Origin of the sequence: Pseudoalteromonas luteoviolacea, from assembly GCF_001696455.1 — a bacterium.
Lineage (GTDB): Bacteria > Pseudomonadota > Gammaproteobacteria > Enterobacterales > Alteromonadaceae > Pseudoalteromonas > Pseudoalteromonas luteoviolacea_C.
Genome location: NZ_MAUJ01000001.1, coordinates 1,785,542 through 1,805,191, shown reverse-complemented (window position 1 = coordinate 1,805,191; position 19,650 = coordinate 1,785,542). Strand labels below are relative to the sequence as shown.

The following is a 19,650-nucleotide window of genomic DNA, read 5'->3' as shown; positions in this document are numbered from 1 at the left end:
CTGTCCACATCGTTGCTACGATACACAACATAATTGATTGGGCGTGACTGGTCTCGGTCCGAACGGTCTCGGTCCGAATGGTCTCGGTCCGAATGGTCTCGGTCCGAATGGTCTTGGTCCGAATGGTCTTGGTCCGGCTTGTTTCTATCTCAGCAAAACAAGCGCGCTTCTAGCATTCATTTAAGCTCGCTTTTGCAGTTCACTGCTCTGGCTCGATTGAAAAAGGGCCCTGTAAAAATGTTCTGATGGTTATCAAGTCGTCCATCATTCTATTGATATGTATGCTAAATTTCAAAAGCACCTTGTTAAACTTCTGATTTTTATTGATATAAATTTTTTATACTCCATTTTTTGTGTTCATTATCTTCAAACATTGCCGAAGTAATCATATGGTTTGTCAGTAACTTCAAAAGTTTCTCTACGTCGTCATGTTCAAATCATTTCAAAATCATAGTGACGTCAGGTTTTTTACATTGAGTTTGTCTAGATTAGATTTTGACCTCAGTGTCATATAACTAAGAACAATTTAACTCATTGATTTTAATAATTAAGGTGAACTATGAATCGTATTTATATGTCAGCTTGTTTTCTACTGTCTGCGATGAGCGTGAGTAGTAATACGTTTGCTCAAGAAACTTCAGCAATATCCGAGCAGCATTATTTTGGAGAAACACCACCAGGATTAACACCTAAGCTGTTTGATCCCAAAGTAGTGTCACCAGATGGCCGGTTTGAAGGTGGTACATTTTCACCAGATATGACGGAGTTTTATTTCACAAGGAAAAATGGAAAGTACAAAAAGCGCGTATTTTTTGTGATTCGATATGAAAATGGACGTTGGGGGAAGGCATCTGAGACTGATATTAGATGGCCACAGTTTTCTTTGGATGGCAGCATGATGTATGGCGGAAAGTGGTTTAGAAGTAAAACAAACACTGGGTGGTCTAAGCAAAAAGAGCAGGGCGCGTTTTTAAAAGAGCAAGGGCATGGTATTTCTCTGTCAGCGCAAGGCACTTACTTTTTTCCGTTTTACAAAAAAGAAGATAAGGGCAAAGGAAATATAGGTTATTCTCGTTTGGTTAATGGGAAGCACCACAGCCCAATAAAACTCGGTACTGAAATCAATCGGGGTGAATGGATTGCTCACCCTTATATTGCGCCTGACGAGTCGTACTTAATGTGGGACGTTGTACGTGACGATGGGCACGGTAAAACTGACATTTATATCAGTTTTAGAAGTAAGCAAGGCGCGTGGCTCCCAGCGGTAAATATGGGACCATTGATAAATACCAACTTGAATGAAAGCTCTCCTCGCGTGACACCTGACGGTAAATATTTATTTTTCTCCAGAGGTGAGTGGCAGGTCAAGGATGATGGCAGTCAAAATTGGGTTGGGAAAAGTTATTGGGTAGATGCCCAAATTATAGAAAGCCTCAGACCAAAAATTTAAGCATATTGTTTCCCAAGCGCTGGATATATACGTATCTCGCGCTTTTTATTTTGCAAATTATAAACGCTTAATTTCGCAGGAGCAGGTTACATTGAGTGCCTTGGGAAGGGGTAGCCATGCGATTATTGTGGTGAAAAGTCATTTATCAAGCCAATTTAAGGTGAGCATAACAACAGATATTCAATTTGGAATTTAGGAGTAAGGCACAATTTGAAGCTCGTGCTGATTGTGACGAGATCGTATGTGGTTGCATTTTTTTAACTTATTGGGTTAAAAAACAAATAAAAAAGTGTTTTTTAGTGTATAAAGTTAGGAGGATAGCTGCGCTTGGACTTAAGTATTTGACATGACGTCTGCTCAACATACGAATGAAACACCAGAAAAAAAACCATCTCTTGGAAAGCTCAATTATGCGCCTCGCATAATCGGTTGCGTGTTGATGGCTGTCATGCTTATTGGCGCACTATATACTGACTTAACGATAGCAACTATCAGCTTCATTTTTTTAAACTGTGCTGTGTGGCCACACATAGCACGCTTACATAGCAAACTTGCTCACGAACGCATAGGGGCCGAGTACATCAATTTGTATCTTGATGCACTATTTTATGGCATATGGTGCGCCGCCACTGGGTTTCAGATTTGGGTCGTCTTTGCGCTCTTAATTGTCAACTCATTGAATAGCCTAATTTTGGGTGGTATCAAGCGGTATTATATTTGTACAGTGGCATTGGCGCTGGGTTGCTTAGCTGGGGGGCTATCGCTTGGATTTGAGTTCGTTGAGCAGTCGCCTCTGATCACCAAAATAGTCGCGGCGGTTAGTGTTTACTTATATTGTTGTAATGTCGGGTTCTTTAATCGTAAATATGCCGGTCAGATCAGGCGTTCTCGCGATGAAATGCGGTTAAAAAATGAAGCTTTGACAGAGGCAATCGTAAAGGCTGAGCAAGCATCCAAAGCTAAAAGCGAATTTTTGGCAAATATGAGTCATGAGGTCCGAACACCCATGAATGGCATATTGGGTGCCCTGCAAGTGCTTGAACAAGAAAAGCTTAACAATGAGTCAAAGCTATTAGTGTCCAAAGCGGTTTATTCTGCTCAGTCATTGCTAACCATTATTAATGATATTTTGGATTTTTCAAAAATTGAAGCGCACAAAATGGAGCTTGAGGCAGCTCCTTTTTCTATACACGACACCGTTGAATCTGTCGTATCAGATTTAAAAGGTGGTGCGTTGAAAAAGTCTATTTCACTTGGGACACAATATGACTCAGCGCTAAGTCAAGGTTGGTTGGGCGATGCGGTCCGTGTTAGGCAAATATTACTGAATCTTATTTCTAATGCGATCAAATTCACTGACGTTGGTGGTGTTCAGATCGAAGTCAAGACGGTTCAATATCAAAGCATGCAGGCATTACACATTGATGTTATTGATACAGGTATTGGGATGGCACAAGAAACCCAAAATTCAATTTTTGAGCGCTTTCAACAGGCTGATTCTTCAACGACACGAAAATATGGAGGCACTGGCTTAGGTTTGGCCATTACAGCGAGCTTAGTTGAGCTGATGGACGGAAAAGTCACGATAGACAGTGAAGAAAATAAAGGAACTTGCGTGAGCGTTACTTTGCCGCTTTCACAAGCTGCGTTACCTGACTCGAAAAATAAAGCTCGTAAAGGCGAAATCCCGAACTTTGCCAAAGTAAAGATCCTCATCGCGGAAGACAATGAAATAAACCAAATCGTCATTCAAAAAATGTTCGAAAAAACGGGCGCGCAAATAGAGCTTGTTGAGAATGGCAAATTGGCTGTACAAGCGTTTCAAAATGAAACCTTTGACATAGTTTTAATGGACATACAAATGCCAGAAATGGATGGCATTGAAGCATTTTCATTGATCCATCAACTTAACCCACAGATACCTGTGATTGCTTTAACTGCAAATGTAATGCCTCAGGATATAGAGCACTATAAAAAATTGGGTTTTGTAAATCATATAGGTAAGCCGGTTGCAATGCATGAAATGTTTAAAACGCTAAATGAGCTGGTCAATCAGACGACGTGATCGAGTAATAACTGCAGGTGAACTTGAAAGTAATAATATAATCACAGGAGCCGTTTTAATCCGTCTTATTCAAAGTATTTAAAAGCTATTTTAAAACTTGAAAAGGCAGCTGATTATGATGGCGAACAAAGTGGTTGACCCCACTACGATAAACTGGTCTCTCATTTCACCAGTGACTAAAAAGCTCACCGCGAATAATGTATCTTCTGGCAGTATTAACAGTCTTACGAACACGGCACAAAGCAATGAAGTGTTTATAACGGGAACAAAAAAGCAATCAAGCCCTGCTGACCTAAAAGATTTGCAAAAATGGGTTCCCTATAAGGGTCTAATTGACCCAAATGCATCAAATACCTCCACTACCAAGCTTACCAGAATGCATCAAATTAACGGGGTTCTTCATGGGCCAAGTGATGCGTCAAATATGTTTTTAGGTAGCCAACGAGCCAATAATTCATCGTCAGACAGCCATTTACATTCAGTCGAGGTGCCCATTAAGCAAGGTGTTTCAAACGGTTACTACTGCTATTATGAAGTACAACCCGAATTTTATACGACGCCGCCATACCTTTTTAATAGGATGAAAGCTGCACATGATGATGCAAGTACCACTGCGAATGGTAAAGCGAAAGTCGCAGAGTTTTCCAACTGGGTAGACCAAGCATGTCCGGGATCCTTTAATTGCAATGTGACTTGGTTTAAACCAACTGCGAAGGTGGATGAATACTGTATTGCACAAACTCAGTTTATTAACATAGAAGCGGACAAACTTAAAAGCACGGATAATCATCCGATGGCCTTTAGAGATGAAATTGTAAAAATTCCATGATCCATCACTTCAAGAGCTGTGCTGATATTCTTTGTAACAAATCCTATTCATTTAATTTTAACTGTTTATTTATACAGTGTTTATGCTAAGGTATTCGCGGAAGTTAAAAATTAATAACTAAAAGGACAGGATATGTTACTCGAATTAGAGCTAGATGCCCCGCAAGACTTTGATTTTATTATAGGTGAGTGGAACGTAAGGCATAGCCGTTTAAAAGAGATTTTAAGTGATAGTGATGAGTGGTATGAGTTTACTGGAGAGTCAGCCACGGTTAAAACGCTTGGTGGGTTTGGTAACATAGAAGACAACCATCTTCACTTTCCTGAAGCATCAATTCGAGCTAAAGCAATACGCTCCTACAATGCACAGACAAGAGAGTGGTCAATTTGGTGGTTAGATGGCAGAAACCCCGCGTCGATGGACACACCTGTCGTTGGCACATTTAATGAGAAAGTCGGGCAGTTTTTTGCAGACGATACTTTCAACGACCAGCCAATTAAAGTTCGTTTTATTTGGAATGCAACAAATCCAGAAATACCGACGTGGGAGCAAGCTTTTTCGAAGGACGATGGGAAAACGTGGGAAACCAATTGGAAAATGATGTTTACGAGAAAATAGCTTAGTCAGCAATATGTCTAGCAGCGTAAATTAGCAAGCCTGACGCTATCAGTGTATCTAAATACATCAAACATAAAGGGACGACTATGTCAGAGAAGTACGAATGGCGTAAAAAGGAAAAAGAACTGTATATCCCTAAACGAAAACCGGTCATTATTGATGTACCAGAGTTTTGTTTTATTACTGTTCGTGGTGCTGGCAGTCCTACCAACTCCATTTTTACTGAAAGTATTGGTGCGTTGTATTCAGTGGCTTATGGCATCAAGATGCGCTTAAAGCAGAGAGCGAATAAACCACATGCATATTGCGATTATACTGTATACCCGCTTGAAGGTACTTGGGATATAAATGATGCAGCCAAAACGCACTTCACTGGCTCTATTGCAAAAGAAGATTTGATTTATCAATTGATGATCCGGCAACCGAAGTTTGTAACTAACAGTTTGTTTGAGAATGTACTCGTTGCCACAAAAGAGAAAAAGCCAAGTCCATTACTAGATCTCATACGGTTTGAATCTATGGCTGATGAAAAGTGTATCCAAATGCTTCACATAGGCCCTTTTGAAGACGAACAAGAAACTTTTGAAATCATGGAAGCGTTTGCAAATCAGAATGGATTGGTGAGAGTGTCTAAAGTGCACAGAGAGATTTACCTATCGGATGTGAGAAAAGTTGCACCAGAAAAATTAAAAACGGTATTGAGGTTCAAGGTTGAATAGATCCTTTTAGAGGTTTTATAAAGCTAATTCGCGATGACCGTGGAGCGAAGTTTTATATTACAAATAAATCAAATCACAAAGACTTAGATGTTAATTGAAGGAGCAAATACATGTTTATAGTTAAATTAAAGTTTTCTGATAACAAATCTTTGGCAAAAGATTATATGGAAGGCCACAAAGCTTGGTTGCAAACTTGGTTTGAGAAAGGGGTTTTTATTCTCTCTGGCAGCATTAAGCCAAGTGGAGGTGGTGCAATAATAGCCATTGGTGTTGGCCAAATGGAACTTGAAAGCATTATTGCTGAGGACCCATTTGTGATTGAAGGGGTGGTAAAACCCGAAATTACAGAGTTGGCAGTTTCTAAAAGTGACGAACGCCTGTCATTTTTGCTTGAATAGCGAGCTTGTGAAACTACACACAGACCATGACATGGTTGTAATGGTCAGCTTTTTCAAAGCACTAAGCTTGTTGAAATTTAGTATAAGAACACGCAGCTAGTCGTTTGAAAGATTGTTTTTATCCTTATGTAGCAAGTAGTTGAATAGGCCATAGCCATAAAGTCAAAGCAGCTCTCGTGGAGCTGCTTTTGTTTAGATGTAGCTATGAGATTTTTACCTCATCCAAAGTAAAGCCCATTGCGTCCCGTTTGGTAAACTGCCCTTGCTACAAATCGCCGAACCTTTAGAGCCTGGTTTGTATGTTCCGGTCGCAACCCAACAATGAGAAGCAAGCACATCGCCTTGCCAACCTACTGTCGTATCTGCGACGTTTCCACCAATGTAAGCTGTGCCAACACACCCTTCATACACGATTGCACCTGGTTCTAAAGAAGTCGTACAACTAGGCTTATCAGAGTTTTTGGGCATTAACTCAACTCTGTCTTTAGCACCCCAGTTATATCTTACAAGTTCAAGCTCTCTTGAAGTGAAATTTGTACCATATACATTGTAGCCATCTCCACAATCAAGCGTTGAACAACTTACTTGTTCTTTTACATCAGAGAAAACACTCAACTCCCCTTTGTATAGCCAAAGCTTGGTGACATTATTCGGATCTGTTTCTGGAATACTTCCATATTGTTCAATACGGTAAATCCCGCCTGTCTCACTTGCAGGGTAGCTACCGACTAAGGTCCAGCCACCCCCATCTCTAGTCATATCACAATACACACTCAGCGTTTCACCCGAAACGGTTGTAATGTCGTATACACCATCACCTTGACTAAGCCCTGCATCTAAAATGTCCTTACAACTCGTTGCCGCATTTGATTGAAGGGCACTGAGTGTCCAGTCACCTTTGGAGCCATTTTCGGCAAACCAAGTACCACTGTAGTTACCTTGAACATCTACGTTTCCTAAGAAGTACTGAGTATTTGAGGGAATTTTATCAGATAACTTGAAGTCAATAACGTTACCCACTATTGAAGAATTACCAGACAAAAATTGAGTGGCAGTTTGAGACATAAAATGTACTTTGTCTCCTATAATTGCGATCTCTTGAGATGTGCCGGCCTCAATAACACCATTTTGCAGGTTATCGGTTGTGAGAATATAATTTCCTTCTAGTGTAGTTTGAGCTAAAGCAAAGTTACTAGCAAGTAATGCGCTAATTGGTAGTAATAGCAATTTCATATATTTCCTTTGAGATTTATTTAGGTGTTTTTTGGTTGTTAAAGTTGTTTGTTTTTCGTCTATATGTAAATGTGGGAAAACTATCTTTTAACCTTATTTCGTGTAGGTTCATTACTACATTATTGATATTTTATTTCTTGTTGGTATTAAAATATTAATGTTTTTGAGAGGTCAGGCTTTGCTAAAAACATCTCTGAATTTATGACTATTAATTATTTTATAACTTGAAATGGATGTGCAAAAACCCTAAAAGCGGCTGTTTAGGTATATAGACGCTGTCGTGTTCTTATCTGTATTTTCTGTTTTAAAACGGAATATGATTGAATTACAACAGTCCGTGTAACTAACTTATCATATAGATTTAATAAAAAATTCAAAAGTAAAAACCTAGAAAATAATAATTGATGTTTTACTAGGTTCTAATCGAAAACTCTATGAGCGAATCTCATTGGTTCATTCAGGTTTAGGGATAATATGCTGCTGAACAGACGTGGCAATTTCCTCAGCCACCTGCGGATCTTTAACTGCACGCGCCAAAGTAACACCGCCGATTAAGGTAGCCAATGTTGCCCAAGTATTTAAATCGTTCCGCTCTTTTGTGCCTTGTTCAAAGGTCTCGACAACTTTAAGCAGCGACGCTTCGAAAGTTGAGCGAGTCTCGTCATCAGCGCGAATTACCTCTGGTGTTAAGCTTTGTAGAGCGCAGCTTTCACTTAAATCACTGCATCGTTTTTCCTGCAAATAAAAAGAAATAAATTTATCTAACCATTGATCGCCGTGGCGCTCTTGAAAGCTTTGTAGCGCAGAGTCTAATTGGTTCACACCTTCAGTGACAACTTCTCTAAAAGCATTCGGTTTAGAGCCAAAATGAGCATAAAAAGCACCTGATGTCACACCCGCGCCATTGGCTAAGCTGTTAACTCCAGCACCATCATAGCCATTTTGTCTAAAGGTTTTGTGCATTGATTCCAAAATTCGTTGATGTGTCTGCTCTTTTTTACTTGGCATGAAGGCCTCCTCTATTCACAACAAGTGTCACTATAACATTTAAAAATAGCGATCACTATAAAATGCATTGACAATATAGTGATCGCTATATTATGGTTTTTATAGTGATCACTATATTTTAACTTTTAGACATTCAAAGGAGAAAGAACATGCCACTAACACTCACGCTCACCGAAGGTGTTTTACCTCAAGGAACCGAAAATCTGGCCATAGCAAAAATCACTGATGCGATGCTTAAATGGCACAACTTAACAGGCAATGAAACGATGAAATCGAATATCACAGCAATGATTCAGGTTTTGCCAAAAAGCGCGACATATGCTGGTGGAAAGGAGTTTTCAGGTGTATGGGTCGAATGGAAGGTACCCTCGTTTGCATTCACCGATAGAGACGTTCAAATAGGGTTTGGTCAAGATGTTACCAATATTATTTATGAGCTGTCTGAACGCACCCAACCAAGGGAAAATATATACATTAATGTAGTGCATGCTGTAGATGGAAGTTGGAATTTTAATGGCATTGCGATGACTAATGAACAGATCACACAAGCCATAGCGGCAAACTGAGTAAGTCAATGAGACAGGGCTAAGTATTTGGTCTCATTTACCGGAAATTTATAGGTTTTATAATGAGTTGATTACATAAAATGACATTGGTATGCAGTATCAATGTCATCTAGTCGTGATTACATAGGGAATATATAGGTGAATTTTGATGATCGAAGTTTATATGCCTATTGAATTTTAGACTAATGCATAATTTAAATTAAAATAAGGAAAGTTCTAAATGAAAAACATTATGAAAGCAGCTTTTTCGCTATCTCTAACGTTAGGAATGGTTGCGACAAGTGCGCATGCAGTCTACGACCTTAAGCCGTACACTGTGCTAGAGGCTGGTGCAAGTAACTTAACGAATACAGTTTTTGTTGTGGTGAAAGAAGATGTATCTCACTCTGGTTGCTCAGAGAGTAATTTTATTAGGCTGCCAATTAGCAATCAACTGTCTGGCACATTTTTAGAAACAGCAAAAGAAGCCATTATCTCTGGCAAGAAAATAGGTGTGAGCTTTTCTGGCAGTTGTACAAATGGTGCCGCTACACCCAAAAACTTTTCGCTACGTGCGCAATAAATAGATATATTATTTAGTGTGAATGCTAGAGAGTAAAGCTCTCTAGCTTTTGGTAAAGTGCTTCAAGAGTAAGTGAAACTATTATAAGTACTCAAAATCAATCACCCCTTCGAACCTCATTACGCACTCAATTACAGGGCTACACCTCTCACATCGACGTATTTAGTTTATATACTCGACTGAAACAAATTTAAACAGCTTAAATTCAGAGAGCACTTGACCCGTCTATTGGTATAGGGCTTAAGGTTTCAACTCAATACGATTAAGTACACTGAGAGGAACTTCAATGCCAGCGACAAATCATTTAGACAACAGTACTTTTTTAACGCAATTTGAAGATCTATCATTAGATCCAGTCCACTTTAACCACATCGGTCATCTTCGCATTGCGTTTATATACTTGAATGAATACACAGAGGTTGAGGCAATACAAAGAGTTTGTAGTGGAATTAAGGTTTATGCTGAGAGCCTCGGAGCAAAAGATAAATTTAATCTCACGGTTACGACAACGCTTTTAAAAATTATGGCAAGTCGTATGAAAAGCAGTAAAGATAAACCTTGGGAAACTTTCTTAGCGAATAACCAAGATTTAGTGCTTGATGCAATAGGTGTATTAAGCCAGTACATAACAAAGGAGATAATGTTTAGTGAAGATGCAAAAGTGACCGCTATCGAGCCAAATTTAAAGCCAATTTAATTGTTTGGAGCTACCATGTTAACCGTTACCGAATTAGCCAGAAAGTGCGAGATTTCTCGCACGGCTGTTTTATATTATGAACGAGTAGGGCTATTAACACCTAACTGCCGCTCTGAAAATGGGTATCGATGGTACAGTGAGAGAGAAGTAAAGAAGCTAAAATCCATATTGGCTTATCGCTCTTTTGGAATGTCAGTTGCTGATATTGCTACATTGGTCTCAAGCGAAAGTGATCAGGAGCAAGCAGCGTTACTAAAAAGCCAGTTCCATACTTTAGCGCGAGAAATTCAAACTCTGAAGAGGCAGCAACAGGCAATTGTCGTGATGTTACAAGAGCCAGGTCTTCTTGAAGAAAAGGTAGTTACTAAATCACGATGGGTGGAGATTATGATATCACTTGGTTTTAGTGACAAGGACATGATTGAATGGCATCGTAATTTTGAACGTATGAAGCCTGAACAACATCAAGCATTTTTAGAGTCTCTAGGTATTCCCCCACATGAAATTAAAAAAATAAGGTCATTCTAATGACTATGTTATCGGGCTGCTTAGGTGGTTCAATAGATATTGGTGTATGACCACTGACAAAGTTTCAGCACTACTCGTGCTAACGCACTTTCTGATAAATAGGAAAGCTCTGTGCAAATGGCTCGGTGGCTAGGGCTATTTGTAAAAACATGAATTTTCACAAAGTACTCATATCTACGTAAGATAAAGCTATTAGAAGCCATTACTGACAGCGAGTGTATTTTGCTAGCCTGACAGGTATAAACGAAGAAATTGTAGGGTGTTATATGAAGCCCAGAGAATAAAATTGGGAATAAATTAGCAGTACGACAGCAGCCTTCAGATTCGTAGCATATGACCAATTGCCACAATAAGGTGCTTAACAATCAAGTCCACCTGCAATGCAGCTAGATTTTTTACTATAAAACTCAATTATATATTTATGGTGTGGTTGTTTTTTATCCTTTTTACTGTTTTAAATTAAAAATATATTTTTAATTTACTTTCATCTTTGCTAGTATTCGCGGCGAAAAATATAATATGGAATTTAACATGAAATTAACAAGTGTTTTAGCTGGCGCAGCAATTTTAACTCTTTCGGGTTGTTCAACTATTCTAACTGATGATTATCATCGCATTAACGTAAGCTCTACTAAGCAGGGCCTACAAGTTGAAGTAGATGGTAATGTTCAAACAGCTCCAGGGGTTGTTGAAGTTAAGAAAGAAAATAAGAATAAAACTTTGAATGTTACTACTCAGGGTTGTGAGCAAGCTATCGCATTAAATAAAGAAGTAGAGCCTACATTCTTTGTTAACCTTCTTTCAGGTGGCGCTTTTGGTTCAACCACTGATTATAGCTCAGAGAAAATGTGGCGCTATCAGGATTCTGTATCGGTAGTTTGCCCTAACTAATATGAAAGAATATTTCCTGATGAAAAGAAGCGCTTTCGCTTCTTTTTTTTTAATCTTTTCCATTTCTTTTCAAGCTATTTGTATAGAGTTGACTGAAAGAGATTATCGTGTATACGATGCATTACTACACAAGAAAAGTGAAAGTCAAAATGTTCAGTCTAAATCATTTATTTCAACAAACTCTGGCAAAGAAATAAAAAATATTATCTCACTTTTGAAACGGAATGATGAAAAAAAAAGAGAATATGTTTGTCAGTTTCCCGCTAGGGCTTACTGGATTAACGAACGTTTTTATTTAAATGAAGATATTTCCTTCGAACATTGCCCTGACCTGAAAAAATACCTTGATTCTATTTCAGCTGAATCTATAAGTTTAGTCTATGCATCAGAGAATTTGACAAGTCCTAGCAGTTTTATGGGGCATACTTATTTAAAGATAAATGGCCAAAATGAAAAAGAGCATGCTGTTTCATATTTTACAGAAGTAGACACTATAAATATTCCAAAATTGATGTATGACTCTATCGTTACAGGGAAAGAAGGATATTTTATTGTATCTCCTTACCAAGAGAGTGAAGATTACTATAGTGATATTGAATCTCGTAATATATATGAATATCACCTAGGTTTAGCTGACTTTGAAGTTAAGCTTATATCTCTTCATTTGTGGGAACTAAAAGATAAGAGAATCGACTATTTTTTCCACACACATAACTGTGCAACTATTACTCTAGATATTTTGGGTGTTGTAAACCCAAGTATTATTAAGCCTGGTTCAGATTGGTTAAGCCCACTAGATGTTATAAAAATTGTTAATCAAAGCGATATGGTTACTCAGGCCACAGTTAAACCTTCATTAAATTGGAGGCTAAGAGCTTACGGTAGGGAAATTTCAAATTTTGAAAAAGAGACTTTATTAGGGTATTTAAAAAATGATAGTTACATATTAGAACGTAACCTAGTTAATAAGCCAGCTTTGTATTATCATTATTTATTAGCTTTAAATGAAATGCTTTATCTCGATAATCTTATTACAGAAGTTAAATGGTTAAATAATAAAAATATTATAGATGGATATTTTCTCGATAAAAATTATACGAGTATAGATGTAAGTAACTTTAAGAATCCATTACGCAGATCAAGTGATAGTCAAATCGCTATTCAGTTAGTATCAAATCACAACGAAGACTATCTTCAGTTTGATATTTTACCCGCTTCACATCTTTTAACAGATGACAACAGGCATGCGTTCTCTGAATCAAGCTTAAAACTTTTAAGTCCAAAAGTAATTCTGAGTAAAAATAAATTTAAATTAGAAAAATTCGAGCTTTATTCAATTGCTCAATATATTCCTTATGATCCTATAGCTGGGGGAATATCTGGTTATTTTTCAATTGGCTATAGTGGGTTTGATATTTATCAATTTGACTCGGAAAGTAGATTTTATTCTAATGCAGGACTTGGGCTAAGTGTTCAACCTCATCCAAGTTTACAGTTGTACTCTACATTTGGTCTAGAAACTTCTCTTGCACATGGGAATATTTGGTTGACCCCCGCCTTTGATGTTGGAGCTTTCGCTTATTTAAAAGGGAATAATAAAGTGAGCTTTAGCAGTAAGATTTTATATAATGAGTTTGGTTCTGGAGGATATGGAATAGAGTCTAAGCTGCAAAACTCTTACTTTTGGGAGAGTAATAAGTCTCTTGTTTTTGGCTTTAAACATAAGAAGGTTGATTATGGCCATGAACAACTCTCTGCTAGTGCTGGTGTTAAGATATATTATTGATTTTACGGTTTATTACTATCTATATGGATTGTTATTTAATTTTTTCTAATGGTCTTTATTTTAGGTGATTAATCGAAGGTTTATTTTATTCAGGATTTATAGAGTCTTTAAATAAATTTTTTAAATTATAGTAACCTCTTTCTCTAGAGGTTCGATTCCAATTACCTAAAGACATACCACAATGACTTAAAGTCATCTGCTAAATTGATAATTATGTATTATTTTTTTGTTCTTTAAGTCATATAACCTTACTAGTGAAATTGAGAGTGATTTAGGCAGCATCATGTTGGATGAAACGAGAATTAAGATGAAAAGCGGGATTAAATTTTCGACAATTCAGTCAATTTGATATGCGTATCGCTTATATTTTCAACGTATCTTTTGGCGCTTAGTTTTTCGAGTTGCTTGGCGTGTTAAAAAAGCACGGTGTCCTCAATTGCGTCACAGGGGTTGTGGTTGGTACTAGCTGGTTAGTCATTTAACATTTATTTACCCTCATGATGTTTAAATGACTCCAATCTTCGCTTTGCAAATATACATTCGCTTTTTTGTTCAAAAAACATTCGCTTTTTCGCAACGTAAACGTCATTTTAGCAATCTATCTTAGCTCAAAAATAAAACAATAAAAGCGTGTTGTGATGCAACATAAACGGTATTTTCTGAACAAATATGTAATTGCTGCGGCTATTCTAGTGCTATTGGTTATTATTGGCTTTGTACAACTGAGATTTTCATCAACACAACAATTGGCGTCTCCTCGACTTGCCGAGCAAATTGCTATCCAAGTTGATGTGGTAAACGACAGTGCAGGAAAGAAGCATGCGCATAATCAGGTTTTAGTGTCATCCGCTGAGAGCCAAAATAATCAAACACTGATAAAAAATGATCAAAGCATCACGACGAATGAAAAGCTTAGAGATACATTGGAGAAGCTAAACACAAGCATCGCCCAAAACCCAGAGCCACTCAAGCATGCCATTATGGGGCCTAGCAACAAGCATATCGCAGCACGAATGCAGCTGCTTAATTTGCTTGATCAAGACCCCGAGTTAATTTCTGAATTAATCGACGCATTTATTGAAGATCCTAATAGTTTGCTTGGAAGAGAACTTAGCGCAGTGCTTTCTGAGTCAGGTCATGAGCTTGCTCAAGAAGCGGCACTAGATATGGCCTTGGATTTATCAAATGATGAGCAGGCGAGGACAGCCGGACTTCTATTGATTGCACAAATGGAAGAGGTGACGGGTGATACTCGGGATCGTGTACTAGCACATATTGACTCTGGAAATGACCTAAACTCTGACCTACAGCAATTTGCTTTAATGGCGCTAAAACCGGCTCCAAGCTCACAAGAAGATTACCAACGTGTGCAAAGCACGTTATCAAAAGTGGTAAAAGCAGAGGATCAAAATGTCCGTCGTCATGGCGTTTATCAAATGGCGCAATGGGCCACGAATAATGAAGACTTGCAAGATGTGAGAACTTTGGCTTTAACAGATCCTGATGTTAACACTCGTGCGCGAGCGGTCATGTCCTTGGGAGATAGCCCTTTTAAATCTCAAGAAAATCGCAGTGTTCTTTGGCAAGTAGCGGATGACGAAAATGAGCCCCCTCCAATTCGACTATATGCACTCAAGTCACTATCTAAGTATGCCTTAAATGATAGTGAAATAAACAAATTACGCATAATGAACAATGATATAAGAAACACCTCAAGATAATACCTGAGTATAAGCCGTCGTTATGCAATGAGAAGTAAAAGAGACCAGATTTGGAAAAGTCTTTCCAAAAATGAAGCGAAACAAAAAATTTATAATTAAGGAAAAATAATGAAACTCGTAAATTTACTGATGGTAGTAGGAACGTTGGCTGCGGCCTCTTTTGCAAGCTCAGCTGAAGCTCGTGGTACACACTACGGTACTGGTGGCGATGATATTATCATTGGTAGTACAGGCACAGATATCATTTACGGATATGATGGTAACGATCGTCTTTATGGTAAAACAGGCAGTGACATTCTGTATGGCGGTAACGGAAATGACAAGTTGTATGGAGATACAGCATCAGATCGACTATACGGCGGCAATGGAAATGATTACTTAGAAGGCGGTACAGCTGCTGATTATTATTATGGTGGCGCAGGTTATGACGTGTGTAAAAATAAATCTGGCACGCCTTATTATAATTCTTGCGAAAGCTACTAAAAAGTAAAGCTTAGCGTTAATCATAATGAAGAAGAGAGTCCCATTCTCTTCTTCATTTTCGTTTATGAGTTGTTCAAAATTATTTTTAGCCTTGGCTACACGCTCTAATCAGCCATTATTTTATTTTTTATATTGGTATTGAGATTGTACGGTACTTCATTTGGCAATAAAGTCCTAGCGGCCTCTAATTGGTTGTTGTCAACGTAACTTTTGATTTGCGCTGCGAGTTCTGTTACGTCGGTGACTTTTTGAACCCACTGATTCACATATAGGTCGACCGCTTCGTTGGATAATCCTATTTGAATAGCGCGGTGCTCGAGCGGTTGCAAGTAAATGTCACGCTCAGGGTCCCACTGGATCCTAACTGGAGTGCTGTTTTTAAGCTTTAGCCAAGCCTCTCTATCGGTGAACTCTTTCACCTTATTGCTCAATAGGCTATTGTCGAGTGCCCACTCGAATCCTTCTCTACTTATATCGATTGCCAAGATACGGTTTTGACCAGCATCTTTTTTCGCCCAACCTGAGCGATACATCATCCAAAGAAACGATGGCTTAATCCAGGTCATACGCTCCATTTTAAAAGGAGGTGAAATGAAAGTGCCATTGGCAAGTGCGGAATTTGCTATTGCGTCGTTGTAAGCCTGATAAACACGGATCGTTTTATTGTCATAAACGGCACGGATCTGCCGAATCGGAAAAGTCATTAACTATTTTATTCTCTATTGATTAAACGTTACTTTTGTTTTATTGGGTTATAAGTATTATTACTTATCGCCCAGAAGCGAACAACTGAAATAGCTTGAATTTTTTCATAAAGTATTTAAATACATTCACTAAAGAGTGTAATTGATTTATAAACTCAGTAACTCAGTCTGTTTAAATAGTAATCGCAAAGGAATATGGACGATAACAAAGAAAAGTGATGAATGCTTTGAAATACCACTCCAATGGCTGTGTTGGTGTATTTTATTTTGTCGTCGAAAAAATGAATTAGGAGAGAATATATGAAAGGATTTTATCTTACCCTTACTTTCCTGGGTTTATTGATACCATATGGGGTATTAGCACCTTGGATATTAGCCCATGGCTTGGACATTCCTCTTTTGTTCAGTCATGCGGCGGCAAACTCGGTTAGTCAATTTGCTTGGTTAGATGTACTTGTATCGGCAGTCGCGCTCATAGGATTTATTTTAGTTGATGGCCGAAGAAAACAAATCAAGTATAGGTACTTTGCGGTGATTGGTACTTTGATTGTAGGCGTGTCTATTGGGTTACCTATGTATCTGTATTTGAGGGAAAGAGCTTTGAGATGATGTGACTGGGTAATAGATCTAACGAGGGGGCTAAAAGTGTCAGAAAATAAACTTAGGGCAATATTTTCATTTACTCCACTTGTTTTTATTGTTGTTGGCTTTTTTAGGCCAAGTTTTGAGCATGAATTCTCTGAGTTGCTTTATATGCTAAGTTTTGTTGCGAGTTTGGTAATTGGCGTTGTGTGCCCAATCCCTTTGATTTTGAAAAGCCAACTTAAGCGTTACAAGGTAATGTATAGCATACTCGCACTATTCAATATTCATCTTTTAAGCATATTGCTCCTAAATCACCTTGATGGAATATGTTAATAATCACTGTGTGCGGTCACTATTGAGGTTTTAAATGACAGCAAAGGAAGTTGAACGAATCATACGTGTTGATCATGCAGGTGAACGTGGCGCTATTTGTATCTATCAAGCGCAGCGCTTAATTACTCGTTTGTTTTATAAGGACTTTTAGTTAATCAGCTCGATGAAATGTTGGTACACGAAAAAGAGCACTATTAAATTTTTGAATCATGGCTAAAAGTGCATCATGTCAGGCATTGTTATGCCCTTTGGTTTTGGTCACTGGGTGGTTCATTACTGGGCATTATCACAGGTTTGCTAATTTGGGTATGTACTCAAGCAGTTGAATCGACAGTGTTACACCATTTAGACTGGCAACTAAGGTATTTATAAGCCCATAACCACAGTGCCTATCAGACAGTGCTAAGCATTAAAAAAGACGAAGAAGAACATTTGGATTTAGGTGTAAATCACGGTTCAAATTCAGTGATATACCTGCCAATACGACTGGTAGTGAAATCTTCAACTCGACTTGCCATTTGGCTATCGACTAAACTCTAACAATAATATTAGGCTCATTATGGATTATAAAACAACCACCTTGATTTAAATAAAATGACTTATTATAGATGGTTTGTTTAAATTTGATTGATTGTGTGTGCTTGTTTCATGAGTTTATTCATGTTTGAGGTTAGGTGTTGTTTTTCTTATTATTTACAGCTTAAGATTCTTCAATTTATATAGTGGAGAGTTTCTTTGAAAAATAAGAATGATAGCAAAAGTTTAGATAGTGTGAACGAGATAGACAGCGCTGGAAGAAGGCAGTTTTTAAGTGCTGGGGCATTACTTGGTGCTGCAATACCAGTTGGAGCAGCAACATATGCAACAAATGTAGATGCGTCAGTAGGGACTAGCAATATATATTTTTTTAAAGCGTTATCTGAAGCGCTTAACAGTCATGACTTAAGCGAAGGTGACACTGTATTCATTCAAGCCAAGGCATCCATCATTGCACGGACCTCATCTACTTTTTACCAAGTGGTATTCTCTAATTATACGTCACCACAAAGTGTCGAGTTACATACCAGCAATGCAAACAGCAGTTTAGCACTATTGCTCGTGCATGGAGATCGCATTAATTTAAACCAAGTGGCCAATTCAACCGGTATCAATAATGTCAGTAATTTATTGATAACAGGGGATAGCATTACAACGGGTGGCGTAATTGATATTCCAATTGGCAAAAATAATGTTAGTTCAAAGGCATATTTTAAAGTAGACGGCCACAACAACTTTGTAAATAGAACTATTCTAGGGAGTGGTAAAGCGGCGAGTGTACTCGATTTTAGTGAAGCGAATGGGACTGATAGCGGTGTAGTTTTTGAACCTGGTGTATTTTACTCACTAAGAGATCTAGCTGTATATAACTCTAAAAGTGATGGGGTAGCGCAGTTAGGTGGGGAGTTTACGTTAGATCAAACTACGGGTATTGCTTGGAACCATGCATATTTTGCAGACCTTAGAATATCTTACAATGAAGGTGATGGTGTTAGTTCTGGCCGTGGTTTCTTGGGAACATATAGTAGAGTATTTGCGTCTCATAACGCCGGTCATGGGTTTAACATGCAGGGCTTACACACTTCTTTAAAATTTGATAACTGCTATTCAGCAAGAAATGAAGTTGGATATAAAATTAACCAAGCTTTTTATAGCTCTATCAGTAGTTGTGCATCGGACCTAAATAGCCAACATGGCTATGAGATATCAAACAGTCATTCGTTGGATATAGTAGGTTCTGGAGCAGAGCACAATAGGAAGTCAGGTTTCTATTTGACAGCTTCAAACATCAGTGGAGAAAACAAAAACATCAGTTTGAACAGTGTTTTTGGATTTAACAACAATTCTGCTAATCAAGGGTTTGCTAATCTACTCCACCTTAAGTCGGAAGGTGGAAAAGAAAATACAGCTACGTTAATTAATAGTGCCTCAAAACAGTCAAATTCTGCACACGTAATTGAAGACGTGATTGTAGATGGAGAAGGGGCTTACTTAGTTGAAGGCTATAATGATCTGCCAAATGGCGTTAGATCTCAGCGGGGGGGCTATATTCAGCACTTACCCAAGCACACAGTTGTGCCCAATAAAAATGTTACCTCACCTACAGAAATTTGCCGACTTTTGTCTCCCCAAGGACACAGCAGCTCCTATGGTGGAGAATTAATGATACAAGCTTCAAATGGCGACCCGTCAAGCAGTTTGAATAAGAATACTGCGTTATACAAAATTGCTGTATGCAAATCAGACAATACGGTATTTGTTGAACAGCAGTATGCTCTAGGACGTATCGAAGGTGCAGGAAGGAGTTGGCCCTCATTTAGTTGGAGTGTAGAGAATGACCAGCTAATCGCAACACCTATTAATGCAACCAATGGTCAGTTTTACTTTGAAGTTTTGGGAACTGGGTTTATAAAAACGACTAAATAAACATTGTTTGA

The 19,650-nt window shown here is 38.2% G+C and carries 20 protein-coding genes and 1 pseudogene; 18 read left to right on the top strand and 3 right to left on the bottom strand.

All coding sequences use genetic code 11. From position 1 onward, the window contains the following. Nucleotides 1-559 precede the first annotated feature (559 nt). The 6 genes from A7985_RS07810 (at nucleotide 560) to A7985_RS07785 (ending at nucleotide 6,079) form a co-directional block, all read left to right on the top strand. Entirely contained in the window at nucleotides 560-1,450 is an 891-nt protein-coding gene (locus A7985_RS07810; RefSeq protein ID WP_065789843.1) for a PD40 domain-containing protein, read from the top strand. Between the two features lie 346 nt (nucleotides 1,451-1,796). Further along, complete coding sequence (locus tag A7985_RS07805; protein ID WP_065789842.1) at nucleotides 1,797-3,515, top strand: ATP-binding protein; 1,719 nt, start codon at nucleotides 1,797-1,799, stop codon at nucleotides 3,513-3,515. Between the two features lie 115 nt (nucleotides 3,516-3,630). After that, a complete protein-coding gene (locus tag A7985_RS07800; RefSeq protein WP_065789841.1) occupies nucleotides 3,631-4,344 on the top strand; it encodes a hypothetical protein in 714 nt (237 codons plus the stop codon). A gap of 132 nt (nucleotides 4,345-4,476) precedes the next feature. Beyond that, nucleotides 4,477-4,962, top strand: a complete 486-nt coding sequence (locus A7985_RS07795) for a DUF1579 domain-containing protein (protein ID WP_065789840.1) — start codon at nucleotides 4,477-4,479, stop codon at nucleotides 4,960-4,962. Nucleotides 4,963-5,048: 86 nt separating this feature from the next. After that, nucleotides 5,049-5,681 carry a GyrI-like domain-containing protein gene (locus A7985_RS07790; protein WP_065789839.1) on the top strand — a complete coding sequence of 211 codons (633 nt, stop codon included), beginning with the start codon at nucleotides 5,049-5,051 and terminating at the stop codon, nucleotides 5,679-5,681. Nucleotides 5,682-5,791: 110 nt separating this feature from the next. Continuing rightward, nucleotides 5,792-6,079 (top strand): YciI family protein, encoded by a 288-nt coding sequence (locus tag A7985_RS07785; protein ID WP_065789838.1) that lies wholly within the window; start codon nucleotides 5,792-5,794, stop codon nucleotides 6,077-6,079. Nucleotides 6,080-6,292: 213 nt separating this feature from the next. Here A7985_RS07785 and A7985_RS07780 read toward each other — a convergent pair whose 3' ends face one another. Next, a complete protein-coding gene (locus A7985_RS07780) occupies nucleotides 6,293-7,312 on the bottom strand; it encodes a fibrinogen-like YCDxxxxGGGW domain-containing protein (RefSeq protein WP_065789837.1) in 1,020 nt (339 codons plus the stop codon). Between the two features lie 453 nt (nucleotides 7,313-7,765). Further along, the gene (locus A7985_RS07775; protein WP_065789836.1) at nucleotides 7,766-8,320 is read right to left on the bottom strand and encodes a TetR/AcrR family transcriptional regulator; all 555 of its coding nucleotides are present in this window, start codon (nucleotides 8,318-8,320) and stop codon (nucleotides 7,766-7,768) included. Nucleotides 8,321-8,469: 149 nt separating this feature from the next. On the opposite strand from A7985_RS07775, the gene A7985_RS07770 reads away from it, so the two are divergent. The 8 genes from A7985_RS07770 to A7985_RS07735 all read left to right on the top strand — a co-directional run bounded on the left by A7985_RS07770 (nucleotide 8,470) and on the right by A7985_RS07735 (nucleotide 15,554). Then, nucleotides 8,470-8,886 (top strand): 4-oxalocrotonate tautomerase, encoded by a 417-nt coding sequence (locus tag A7985_RS07770; protein WP_065789835.1) that lies wholly within the window; start codon nucleotides 8,470-8,472, stop codon nucleotides 8,884-8,886. A gap of 220 nt (nucleotides 8,887-9,106) precedes the next feature. Further along, complete coding sequence (locus tag A7985_RS07765) at nucleotides 9,107-9,448, top strand: hypothetical protein (protein ID WP_065789834.1); 342 nt, start codon at nucleotides 9,107-9,109, stop codon at nucleotides 9,446-9,448. A gap of 286 nt (nucleotides 9,449-9,734) precedes the next feature. After that, a complete protein-coding gene (locus A7985_RS07760; RefSeq protein ID WP_065789833.1) occupies nucleotides 9,735-10,145 on the top strand; it encodes a hypothetical protein in 411 nt (136 codons plus the stop codon). 15 nt (nucleotides 10,146-10,160) lie between these two features. Continuing rightward, nucleotides 10,161-10,673, top strand: a complete 513-nt coding sequence (locus A7985_RS07755) for a MerR family transcriptional regulator (RefSeq protein ID WP_065789832.1) — start codon at nucleotides 10,161-10,163, stop codon at nucleotides 10,671-10,673. Between the two features lie 531 nt (nucleotides 10,674-11,204). Next, the gene (locus tag A7985_RS07750) at nucleotides 11,205-11,564 is read left to right on the top strand and encodes an adenosine deaminase (RefSeq protein ID WP_065789831.1); all 360 of its coding nucleotides are present in this window, start codon (nucleotides 11,205-11,207) and stop codon (nucleotides 11,562-11,564) included. 19 nt (nucleotides 11,565-11,583) lie between these two features. Then, a complete protein-coding gene (locus tag A7985_RS07745; protein WP_065789830.1) occupies nucleotides 11,584-13,350 on the top strand; it encodes an Lnb N-terminal periplasmic domain-containing protein in 1,767 nt (588 codons plus the stop codon). A 638-nt stretch (nucleotides 13,351-13,988) separates the two neighbouring features. Then, nucleotides 13,989-15,071 carry a hypothetical protein gene (locus A7985_RS07740; protein WP_065789829.1) on the top strand — a complete coding sequence of 361 codons (1,083 nt, stop codon included), beginning with the start codon at nucleotides 13,989-13,991 and terminating at the stop codon, nucleotides 15,069-15,071. A gap of 108 nt (nucleotides 15,072-15,179) precedes the next feature. Continuing rightward, the gene (locus tag A7985_RS07735) at nucleotides 15,180-15,554 is read left to right on the top strand and encodes a calcium-binding protein (RefSeq protein ID WP_063379555.1); all 375 of its coding nucleotides are present in this window, start codon (nucleotides 15,180-15,182) and stop codon (nucleotides 15,552-15,554) included. Between the two features lie 104 nt (nucleotides 15,555-15,658). On the opposite strand, the gene A7985_RS07730 is transcribed toward A7985_RS07735, so the two are convergent. Beyond that, the gene (locus A7985_RS07730) at nucleotides 15,659-16,258 is read right to left on the bottom strand and encodes a DUF4291 domain-containing protein (protein WP_065789828.1); all 600 of its coding nucleotides are present in this window, start codon (nucleotides 16,256-16,258) and stop codon (nucleotides 15,659-15,661) included. 300 nt (nucleotides 16,259-16,558) lie between these two features. Between A7985_RS07730 and A7985_RS07725 the strand changes: the two genes are divergently transcribed. The 4 genes and pseudogenes from A7985_RS07725 (at nucleotide 16,559) to A7985_RS07715 (ending at nucleotide 19,639) form a co-directional block, all read left to right on the top strand. After that, nucleotides 16,559-16,867, top strand: coding sequence for a DUF2834 domain-containing protein (locus tag A7985_RS07725; protein ID WP_065789827.1), 309 nt, complete (start codon nucleotides 16,559-16,561; stop codon nucleotides 16,865-16,867). Nucleotides 16,868-17,210: 343 nt separating this feature from the next. Next, nucleotides 17,211-17,327: a demethoxyubiquinone hydroxylase family protein gene (locus tag A7985_RS25765; RefSeq protein ID WP_081310460.1), complete on the top strand. Its 117-nt coding sequence runs from the start codon at nucleotides 17,211-17,213 to the stop codon at nucleotides 17,325-17,327. 47 nt (nucleotides 17,328-17,374) lie between these two features. After that, nucleotides 17,375-17,716, top strand: a pseudogene (locus A7985_RS27160) (demethoxyubiquinone hydroxylase family protein). Nucleotides 17,717-17,911: 195 nt separating this feature from the next. Next, nucleotides 17,912-19,639 (top strand): hypothetical protein, encoded by a 1,728-nt coding sequence (locus tag A7985_RS07715; RefSeq protein ID WP_065789825.1) that lies wholly within the window; start codon nucleotides 17,912-17,914, stop codon nucleotides 19,637-19,639. Nucleotides 19,640-19,650: the final 11 nt, after the last annotated feature.

Coding starts and splice junctions, on each gene's coding strand:
- A7985_RS07810 (WP_065789843.1), top strand. CDS start 560: ATGAATCGTATTTATATGTCAGCTTGTTTTCTACTGTCTGCGATGAGC.
- A7985_RS07805 (WP_065789842.1), top strand. CDS start 1,797: ATGACGTCTGCTCAACATACGAATGAAACACCAGAAAAAAAACCATCT.
- A7985_RS07800 (WP_065789841.1), top strand. CDS start 3,631: ATGATGGCGAACAAAGTGGTTGACCCCACTACGATAAACTGGTCTCTC.
- A7985_RS07795 (WP_065789840.1), top strand. CDS start 4,477: ATGTTACTCGAATTAGAGCTAGATGCCCCGCAAGACTTTGATTTTATT.
- A7985_RS07790 (WP_065789839.1), top strand. CDS start 5,049: ATGTCAGAGAAGTACGAATGGCGTAAAAAGGAAAAAGAACTGTATATC.
- A7985_RS07785 (WP_065789838.1), top strand. CDS start 5,792: ATGTTTATAGTTAAATTAAAGTTTTCTGATAACAAATCTTTGGCAAAA.
- A7985_RS07780 (WP_065789837.1), bottom strand. CDS start 7,312: ATGAAATTGCTATTACTACCAATTAGCGCATTACTTGCTAGTAACTTT.
- A7985_RS07775 (WP_065789836.1), bottom strand. CDS start 8,320: ATGCCAAGTAAAAAAGAGCAGACACATCAACGAATTTTGGAATCAATG.
- A7985_RS07770 (WP_065789835.1), top strand. CDS start 8,470: ATGCCACTAACACTCACGCTCACCGAAGGTGTTTTACCTCAAGGAACC.
- A7985_RS07765 (WP_065789834.1), top strand. CDS start 9,107: ATGAAAAACATTATGAAAGCAGCTTTTTCGCTATCTCTAACGTTAGGA.
- A7985_RS07760 (WP_065789833.1), top strand. CDS start 9,735: ATGCCAGCGACAAATCATTTAGACAACAGTACTTTTTTAACGCAATTT.
- A7985_RS07755 (WP_065789832.1), top strand. CDS start 10,161: ATGTTAACCGTTACCGAATTAGCCAGAAAGTGCGAGATTTCTCGCACG.
- A7985_RS07750 (WP_065789831.1), top strand. CDS start 11,205: ATGAAATTAACAAGTGTTTTAGCTGGCGCAGCAATTTTAACTCTTTCG.
- A7985_RS07745 (WP_065789830.1), top strand. CDS start 11,584: ATGAAAAGAAGCGCTTTCGCTTCTTTTTTTTTAATCTTTTCCATTTCT.
- A7985_RS07740 (WP_065789829.1), top strand. CDS start 13,989: ATGCAACATAAACGGTATTTTCTGAACAAATATGTAATTGCTGCGGCT.
- A7985_RS07735 (WP_063379555.1), top strand. CDS start 15,180: ATGAAACTCGTAAATTTACTGATGGTAGTAGGAACGTTGGCTGCGGCC.
- A7985_RS07730 (WP_065789828.1), bottom strand. CDS start 16,258: ATGACTTTTCCGATTCGGCAGATCCGTGCCGTTTATGACAATAAAACG.
- A7985_RS07725 (WP_065789827.1), top strand. CDS start 16,559: ATGAAAGGATTTTATCTTACCCTTACTTTCCTGGGTTTATTGATACCA.
- A7985_RS25765 (WP_081310460.1), top strand. CDS start 17,211: ATGACAGCAAAGGAAGTTGAACGAATCATACGTGTTGATCATGCAGGT.